We start from the raw sequence: 8,088 nt of genomic DNA on the forward strand, positions 1-8,088 counted from the left end.
CGCCGTCCCCGCGACCGCACCCGGTGGGCTCATCGTGCGATCACTGTCCTCTCGCTGTAGTCCTCATCTCGTCATGCGGCTTCGAGAACTTGAGCGGAGCTTGTCCCGCTTTGGAGGCGTCTCGCCCGCCAAGCGACCCCGATCACGACGATGGCGACCAAACCGGTGACACCACTGATGCCGATCACGGTCGCGATTGGCAACGACTCGGCGATGCCCCCGGTCATCGCCACCACGAGGCCCTGGGCGGCGAACACACCGGTGCCGGTCACGCCGAAGGCCGCGGCACGCCGCTCGGGCGGGACGAGGGCGACGAACCACTCGTTCGCGGGGATCAGGCACGCGGCCCCGACGCCGGCGAGGATCCACAACGCGCCGGCGACCGCCAGCGGCGGGTTGGCGAACGTCGCAGCGACCAGCACCGACTGAGTGGCGGCGAGCGGCAGCAACGACCGACGCCGCGCCGACGTCGACAGCCACCGGGTAAGCCCGAGCGCCCCGATCGCCATCCCGGTCGGGAGCGCGGCCGTCATCAGACCGGCGGCAGAAGCCCCGCCGCCGTGGGCGTGCGCGTAGACGACCGCGAGCCCCTCCGGTGCCGCGGCGAAGCCGGCGACCGTCCACGCGAGCAAGGTGATGTAGCGGGTCGTCGGGTTGCCGAAGACCAGCCGTGCGCCCGAGCCGGCGTCGGCCACGAGCCGCAACCGGCCCACCGGCTTGTGCAGCGGCGAGCCCAGCGGCAGGCGCACGATCAGCGCCGCCGACACCAGGAAGGTCACCGCGTCGATCAGCAGCGCGCCGCGCGGGGTCACCAGCGCGACCAGCGCACCGCCGGCGCCGAAGCCGGCGACCTGCGTGACGTGCATCATCGCGGTGTTGAGCGACAGCCCGGCGGCGTACGACGCGTCGCCGAGCAGGTCCGGCAGCATCGCCGACTTTGCGGAGCGGAACGGGCACTCCAGCAGCGTCACGAGCAGAACCAGCCCGAACAGTGCGCCGAGCGGCATCCGGGGCGCTGCCATCGCGCCGACGAGGCCGGCCCGGATCAGGTCGCAGACCACCATGACGGTGCGACGCGGGTATCGGTCGGCGAGCGTGGAGAGCAGCGGCCCCCCGACCAGCCAGGGCAGGTAGGTGACGGCGTAGGAGGCGGCCGTCAGCGACGGGGAGTCGGTGCGCGCGAAGACGAGCAGCGCGAGCGCGATGCGCGCGATCTGGTCACCGGTGTTGCTGAGGGTGTCGGCGGTGAACAGCGCCCGGTAGGCGGGGATGCGCAACGCGTCGCCGTACGGCGTACGCCGTGGCTCGGGGCGGGCATGCCGCCCGCGCGTCCGTTGCATGGGGTCCCCGGGTGAAGCTGGACAGGTCGCGACAACTGTCGCAGAAATCACACTCGGAGATCATGATTTCGGCTGCTAATCGGCCGGATGGACGATGCCGCCCGCTGGGTAGGGTCGCGGGCATGACAGCAGGCACCCCCGCCGGCAGCTCGGGCCGCCCACACATCGTCGTTGTCGGCGGCGGCTACGTCGGCCTCTACACCGCGCTGCGGCTGCAGAACAAGCTGCGCCGGTCCGAGGCCTCGATCACCGTGATCGACCCGCGGTCCTACATGACCTACCAGCCGTTCCTGCCGGAGGCCGGGGCGGGCAACCTCGAGCCGCGGCACGTCGTCGTGCCGCTGCGCAAGGTGCTGCGCCGCTGCCAGGTCCTGGCCGGCTACGTGTCGAGCGTTGACCACGGCCGCAAGGTCGTGCGTTTCGTGCCGCACCAGGGGGAGGCCTGCGACGTCACCTACGACATCCTCGTCATGGCGGTCGGGTCGGTGGTGCGGACGCTGCCGATTCCCGGACTGAAGGACTGCGCGATCGGCTTCAAGACCGTCGAGGAGGCCATCTACCTGCGCAACCACGTGCTAGCCCGCCTCGACGTGGCCGCGTCGACGACCGATCAGGAGCTGCGTCGCAAGGCGCTGACGTTCGTCTTCGTCGGCGGCGGCTACGCCGGGGTCGAGGCGCTGGCCGAGCTCGAGGACATGGCGGTCTACGCGATGCGCTACTACGACGGGCTGCACCCGTCGGACATGCGCTGGGTCATGGTCGAGGCGACCGGCCGGATCCTGCCCGAGGTCTCCTGGGACATGGCCCGCTACACGGTGGACCGGCTGTCCGAGCGGCGCATCGAGGTGCTACTCAACACCAGGGTCAAATCGGTCGAGGGCGGTCGCGTCGTGCTCGACGACGGGCAGGAGTTCGACGCCGACACGATCGTCTGGACCGCGGGCGTGCGGCCCAACCCGCTCACCGAGCGCACCGATCTGCCCATCGACGACCGCAAGCGGATCCGGTGCACGGAGTTCCTCACCGTCGAGGGCGTCGACGACGCCTGGGCCGCCGGTGACTGCGCGGCCGTACCCGACCTGACGAAGGGCCCCGACGAGTACACCTCGCCGAGCGCCCAGCACGCCGTCCGGCAGGCGAAGCAGCTCGCGGCCAACATCGTCGCCAGCCTGCGCGGCGGGCGCCTCCAGCCCTACCAGCACGCCTACGCCGGATCCGTCGCGAGCTTGGGGCTGCACAAGGGCGTGGCCCAGGTCTACGGGATCAAGCTGCGCGGCTGGCCGGCCTGGGTGCTGCACCGCACCTACCACCTGGCGCGGGTGCCGACCTTCAACCGCAAGTCGCGGATCGCGGCCGACTGGACGCTCGCGCTGTTCTTCCAGCGCGAGATCGTGTCGCTCGGCGCGTTCGCGAACCCGCGGCGGGAGTTCGAGGAGGCCGCGTCGCCGAGCAACGGCGCCCCGACGGGCAACGGCGCCGCGCCGAAGAAGAAGGCCCCGGCCAAGGCCCGCTGATCTGCGTACCCTCGCGGTGTTGCCCGGGTGGTGGAATGGCAGACACCGGCGCCTTAAAAGCGCTTGGCCGCGAGGCCGTGCGGGTTCGAGTCCCGCCCCGGGCACTCAGTCCGCGGGCGCGTACTCCCGCAGCCGCTCGAGGATCGTCGTGAACACGTCGTCGACCTGTTGCCGGCCGTCGATCGTGGCCAGCACGCCGCGACCCTCGTAGTAGTTGATCAGCGGTTCGGTGCGCTCGTGGTAGACCTCGAGCCGGTGGCGGATCGTCAGCGCGTCGTCGTCGAGCCGGGCCTCCCCGCGCCCGAGCAGCCGGGTCAGCAGCTCGTCCTCCGGCACGTAGAGGTGCACGACCGCGTGGACGGTCGCGTCGGCCTCCTTCGCGATGTCGTACGCCGCGACCGCCTGGTGGATCGTGCGCGGGAAGCCGTCGAGCACGTAGCCGCCGTGACGGCTGGCCTCCAGGACCCGGTCGTGCACCAACCGCTCGACGATGTCGTCGGGCACGAGATCACCGGCGGCGACGATGTCCTTGACCTCCCGGCCGAGCGGCGTCCCCGCCGCGATCTCGGCCCGCAGCATCTCGCCGGTCGACAGGTGGGCCACCTCGAAGTGCTCGCCGAGTCGACGGGCCTGCGTGCCCTTGCCGGACCCGGGCGCTCCCAGCATGAGCAGTCGCACTGCGCGGCCTTCCACTCGACGGGGGATCGAGTCGATCGTAGGCGCCCGTCCCGTTCGCCGGTCAGCCGCTGTGGTCCGGCCCGGCGCGGGTGATGTCGATACGCAGCAGGACCCGGCGTTCACGCTCCATCGCGGCGCGGTAGTCGTCCCAGTCGTCGTGCTCGCCGGCCACCCGCCGGTAGTAGTCGACGAGCCCGTCCATCGCGGCCGGCAGCGAGACGATCTCTACGTTGCCCTCGATCGCGACCCACGGGCCGAAGAAGCGGTCGCTGAACCCGCACACCCAGGCCCGGGGATCCCGGCGTACGTTCTTCGTCTTCATCGCCGTCTCACGGGTGGAGACCACGACGTAGCCCTCGTCGTCGACGGCGCAGACGACGGGTGACATCTGGGGGGTGCCGTCCTGGCGCATCGTCGCCAGGACGGCCCGGTGGTTGCTGCGGAGATGCTCTCGGGCTGCCTCGGGCTCCATCAGCCGTTGCGCAGCGCGGAGCGGCGGCGATCGTGTTCGTGCACGATCGCCCGGGCGTATCCGTGGGGCAGCGCATGTTCGTCGCGCAGCCAGCTGACCCGTTCCTCGAACTTCAGCAGTGCCGGCCCGTCGTCGATCGCCTGGAACCATGCCGGCAGGTCGCGTCCGGTGACCTCCGGGATGCGGGCCAGCAGTGACTGGTGCGTGTCGTCGGATTGGGGCAGGGACATGAGCGCCTCCCAGGTCGCCAACGGTCGAGTGCTCAGACTCCCTCAGACCTCCGCCCGCGACAAGAGCCCAAAGACCCCGACCCACGCAGAAGGGGCCGGACCATCGGGCCCGACCCCTTCTGCCTACGCGGGTGCTTGATCAGCTGAGCCGCTCGAGGATCATGGCCATGCCCTGCCCGCCCCCGACGCACATGGTCTCGAGACCGAACTGCTTGTCGTGGGTCTGCAGCGAGTTGATCAACGTGGTCGCGATCCGCGCGCCGGTCATGCCGAACGGGTGCCCGACCGCGATCGCGCCGCCGTTGACGTTGAGCCGGTCGATGTCGATGCCCAGCTCCTTGTACGACGGGATGACCTGGGCGGCGAAGGCCTCGTTGATCTCGACCAGGTCGATGTCGTTGATCGACATGCCGGCGTGCTCGAGGGCCTGCTTGGTCGCCCCGATCGGGCCGAGACCCATGATCTCCGGGTTGAGGCCGGTGACCCCGGTCGCGACGATGCGGGCGAGCGGCGTGATGCCCAGCTCCCGCGCCTTGGTGTCGCTCATCACGATCACCGCGGCGGCCCCGTCGTTGAGCGGGCAGGCGTTGCCGGCCGTCACGGTGCCGTCGGGTCGGAACGCCGGCTTCAGCCCGGCCATCGCCTCGACGGTCACGCCCGCACGCGGGCTGTCGTCACGGTCGACGACGGTGCCGTCGGGAGTGGTCACCGGGGTGATCTCGCGGTCCCAGAAGCCGTTGGCCTGGGCCTTCTCGCAGAGGTTCTGGCTGCGCGCGCCGTACTCGTCCTGCTCCTCGCGGCTGATGCCCTTGAGCTGGGCGACGTTCTCCGCGGTCTGGCCCATCGCGATGTAGACGTCGGGCAGTCCCTGACCCTCGGCCCAGGCGTCGACGCCCTCGCCGGAGCGGCCGGCCGAGCGGGCCTGCGCGTCGGCGAAGCGCGGGTTGGTGGTGTCGGGCAGCGAGTCGCTGTTGCCCTTCATGAAGCGGCTGACCATCTCGACGCCGGCGCTGATGTAGGCGTCGCCCTCGCCTGCCTTGATCGCGTGGAACGCCATCCGGGTGGTCTGCAGGCTGGAGGAGCAGTAGCGGGTGATCGTCGTGCCGGGCAGGCCGGTGTAGCCCATGAGGACGGCGACGACGCGGCCCATGTTGTAGCCCTGCTCGCCGCCGGGCAGCCCGCAACCGAGGATCAGGTCGTCGATGTCGTCGACGTTGAGCTGGGGGACCTTGTCGAGCGCCGACTGGATGATCGTCGCGGCAAGGTCGTCAGGTCGCAGGTCCTTGAGCGATCCCTTGAAGGCACGCCCGATCGGCGAGCGGGCGGTTGAAACGATCACTGCCTCGGGCATGAGGCCTCCTTCGCGTCCACAGCTGTGGGCTGAGCCTACGCCGGAAGGCCTGCCGCCCGGTCGGGCCTGTCAGCGCGGGCGGCCGCGCAGGAACGCCCGTACCGCCTCGCGGGCCTGGTGCCGGATCTCGGGGCCGTGGGTGAACGCCGCCACCTCGAACTCGAGCTCCCCGAGCCGGGCTGCGGTCTCGCGCGACAGCTTCGCGTCGGTGCAGAAGACGGCCGCCGAGTAGCGCAGCCGCCGCACGTTGAAGATCGCGTCACCGGTGACGAGCACCCCGGTCGGCTCGTGCAGCAGGCTGACGTGGCCGGGCGTGTGACCGGGGGTGTGCACGATCCGCAGGCCCCCCGCCACGGGCAGCACGTCGCCGTCCGCCACCTCCTTCGACACCTCGGCGGCCGCGAACCCGCCGCCGGGCAGCCGGTTGAGCAGGCGGCCGAGCGGATGTGAGCGGTCGGACTTGGGCGCGGTGCCCGTGCGGACGTAGACCGCGTCGCGCTCGTGCACCACGACGTCGGCGCCGGTCGCGTCGACCACCGCGCGCAGGCCGCCCGCGTGGTCGCTGTGCGCGTGCGTCAGCACGATCCGGCGTACGTCCTCCGGTTTCTTGCCCATGGCCGCGAGCGCCGGCAGGAGCCGCTTGGGCGACGACTTGAGCCCGCAGTCGACCAACGTCACGCTGCCGTCGTCGTCGACGAAGGCGACCGTGTTGAGCAGGTCGGCGGGCGCGGTGGGGATCCGGTAGACACCGGTGGCCAGCTCGACGGCACTCATGCGGGGCCCCCGGGGCGTCGGGAGTGCCGCGTGCAACGTCGTGGGGTGTTCATGCGCGCGGATCGTAGTCCTAGGTCGCTTCTCTAGGCTTGTCCGCGTGGAGGTCTACGACTCGCTGATCGACCTGGTCGGCAACACCCCGCTGGTGCGCCTGTCCCGCGTGAGCGAGGGTTGCGCGGCTCAGGTGCTCGCCAAGGTCGAGTACTTCAACCCCGGTGGGTCGGTGAAGGACCGCATCGCGCTGCGGATGGTCGAGGAGGCCGAGAAGTCCGGGGCGCTGCAGCCGGGCGGCACGATCGTCGAGCCGACCAGCGGCAACACCGGCGTGGGGCTTGCGATCGTGGCCCAGCAGAAGGGCTACCACTGCATCTTCATCTGCCCCGACAAGGTGTCGGTCGACAAGATCAACGTGCTGAAGGCGTACGGCGCGGAGGTGGTCGTCTGCCCGACCGCGGTGGCGCCCGAGCACCCGGACTCCTACTACAACGTGTCGGACCGGCTGGCCCGGGAGACGCCCGGCGGCTGGAAGCCGGACCAGTACGCCAACGTCAACAACCCGCTGTCGCACTACGAGTCGACCGGGCCGGAGCTGTGGCGGCAGACCGACGGGCGGATCACGCACTTCGTCGCCGGCGTGGGCACTGGCGGCACGATCAGCGGCACCGGCCGCTACCTCAAGGAGGTGTCCGGCGGCCGGGTGCAGGTGATCGGCGCGGATCCCGAGGGCTCCGTCTACTCGGGCGGGACCGGCCGGCCCTACCTGGTGGAGGGCGTCGGCGAGGACTTCTGGCCGACGACCTACGACCCGTCGATCCCCGACCGGATCATCGCCGTCAGCGACCGCGACTCGTTCCTCATGACCCGCCGGCTCGCCCGTGAGGAGGGGCTGCTGGTCGGCGGTTCCTGCGGGATGGCGGTGGTGGCCGCGCTGGAGGTCGCCCGGTCGGCCGCGCCGGACGACGTCGTGGTCGTCCTGCTGCCGGACGGCGGCCGGGGCTACCTCTCCAAGATCTTCAACGACGACTGGATGGCCGACTACGGCTTCGTCGGCACGGCGAGTGACACGACCGTCCGCGACGTGCTCGCTCGCAAGGGCGGCGGGCTGCCGGAGTTCGTGCACGTGCACCCGAGCGACACCGTGCGCGAGGCGATCGACATCCTGCGGGAGTACGGCGTCTCGCAGATGCCGGTCGTCCGGCAGGAGCCGCCGGTGATGCTGGGCGAGGTCGCAGGTTCGGTGGTCGAGCGCGACCTGCTCGACGCCCTCTTCAACGGCACCGCGCACCTGGCCGACACCGTCGAGCGGCACATGTCACCGCCGCTGCCGATCATCGGCGCCGGCGAGCCGGTGGCCGCTGCGGTCTCGGCGCTGGAGAAGAGCGGCGCCTGTGTCGTGGTCGACGACGGCAAACCGACCGGCGTCGTGACCCGCCAGGACCTCCTGGGCTTCCTGGCGTCGTAGCCCTCCGGCCCTCAGGCGGTGGCGACACCCGTCGGGCAGGACAGACCCGTGCCGCCCAGCCTGCAGTAGCCGTTGGGCACCTTGTGCAAGTACTGCTGGTGGTAGTCCTCGGCGTAGTAGAACGGCCCCGCCGGGGCGATCTCCGTGGTGATGTCCCCGTAGCCCGCCGCGCGGAGCACCGGCGCGAAGGCGTCTCGCGACTCCTCGGCTGCGCGCTGCTGCGCTTCGTCGGCGGTGTAGATCGCCGAGCGGTACTGCGTGCCGATG

At 71.0% G+C, this 8,088-nt stretch carries 9 protein-coding genes and 1 tRNA gene; 3 read left to right on the forward strand and 7 right to left on the reverse strand.

From position 1 onward, the window contains the following. Positions 1–71: 71 nt before the first annotated feature. Positions 72–1,340, reverse strand: a complete 1,269-nt coding sequence (locus VFJ21_05155) for an MFS transporter (protein HET7406512.1) — start codon at positions 1,338–1,340, stop codon at positions 72–74. A gap of 122 nt (positions 1,341–1,462) precedes the next feature. Here VFJ21_05155 and VFJ21_05160 point away from each other — a divergent pair, with 122 nt between their 5' ends. Both VFJ21_05160 and VFJ21_05165 read left to right on the forward strand, forming a co-directional pair. Then, positions 1,463–2,854, forward strand: coding sequence for an NAD(P)/FAD-dependent oxidoreductase (locus VFJ21_05160; GenBank protein ID HET7406513.1), 1,392 nt, complete (start codon positions 1,463–1,465; stop codon positions 2,852–2,854). Positions 2,855–2,875: 21 nt separating this feature from the next. After that, positions 2,876–2,958: transfer RNA gene (locus VFJ21_05165), tRNA-Leu, on the forward strand. 1 nt (position 2,959) lies between these two features. Here VFJ21_05165 and VFJ21_05170 read toward each other — a convergent pair. The 5 genes from VFJ21_05170 to VFJ21_05190 form a co-directional block, all read right to left on the reverse strand. Beyond that, positions 2,960–3,532, reverse strand: coding sequence for an adenylate kinase (locus VFJ21_05170; GenBank protein ID HET7406514.1), 573 nt, complete (start codon positions 3,530–3,532; stop codon positions 2,960–2,962). A gap of 61 nt (positions 3,533–3,593) precedes the next feature. Beyond that, on the reverse strand, positions 3,594–4,004 hold the full coding sequence (locus tag VFJ21_05175; protein ID HET7406515.1) for a PPOX class F420-dependent oxidoreductase: 411 nt from the start codon (positions 4,002–4,004) through the stop codon (positions 3,594–3,596). Further along, positions 4,004–4,234 (reverse strand): DUF4287 domain-containing protein, encoded by a 231-nt coding sequence (locus VFJ21_05180; GenBank protein ID HET7406516.1) that lies wholly within the window; start codon positions 4,232–4,234, stop codon positions 4,004–4,006. Before VFJ21_05180 ends, VFJ21_05175 begins: the two co-directional genes overlap by 1 nt. Positions 4,235–4,373: 139 nt before the next feature. After that, positions 4,374–5,585 (reverse strand): acetyl-CoA C-acetyltransferase, encoded by a 1,212-nt coding sequence (locus tag VFJ21_05185; protein ID HET7406517.1) that lies wholly within the window; start codon positions 5,583–5,585, stop codon positions 4,374–4,376. Positions 5,586–5,654: 69 nt separating this feature from the next. Next, positions 5,655–6,359 (reverse strand): MBL fold metallo-hydrolase, encoded by a 705-nt coding sequence (locus tag VFJ21_05190; GenBank protein HET7406518.1) that lies wholly within the window; start codon positions 6,357–6,359, stop codon positions 5,655–5,657. Between the two features lie 97 nt (positions 6,360–6,456). Between VFJ21_05190 and VFJ21_05195 the strand changes: the two genes are divergently transcribed. Then, positions 6,457–7,821, forward strand: a complete 1,365-nt coding sequence (locus tag VFJ21_05195; GenBank protein HET7406519.1) for a cystathionine beta-synthase — start codon at positions 6,457–6,459, stop codon at positions 7,819–7,821. A gap of 11 nt (positions 7,822–7,832) precedes the next feature. On the opposite strand, the gene VFJ21_05200 is transcribed toward VFJ21_05195, so the two are convergent. Then, positions 7,833–8,088 (reverse strand): peptide-methionine (S)-S-oxide reductase (locus tag VFJ21_05200; GenBank protein ID HET7406520.1); only part of this gene is annotated, 256 nt, incomplete at its 5' end.

The sequence above is a fragment of the Mycobacteriales bacterium genome (assembly GCA_035690485.1).
Taxonomy (GTDB): domain Bacteria; phylum Actinomycetota; class Actinomycetes; order JAFAQI01; family DASSKL01; genus DASSKL01.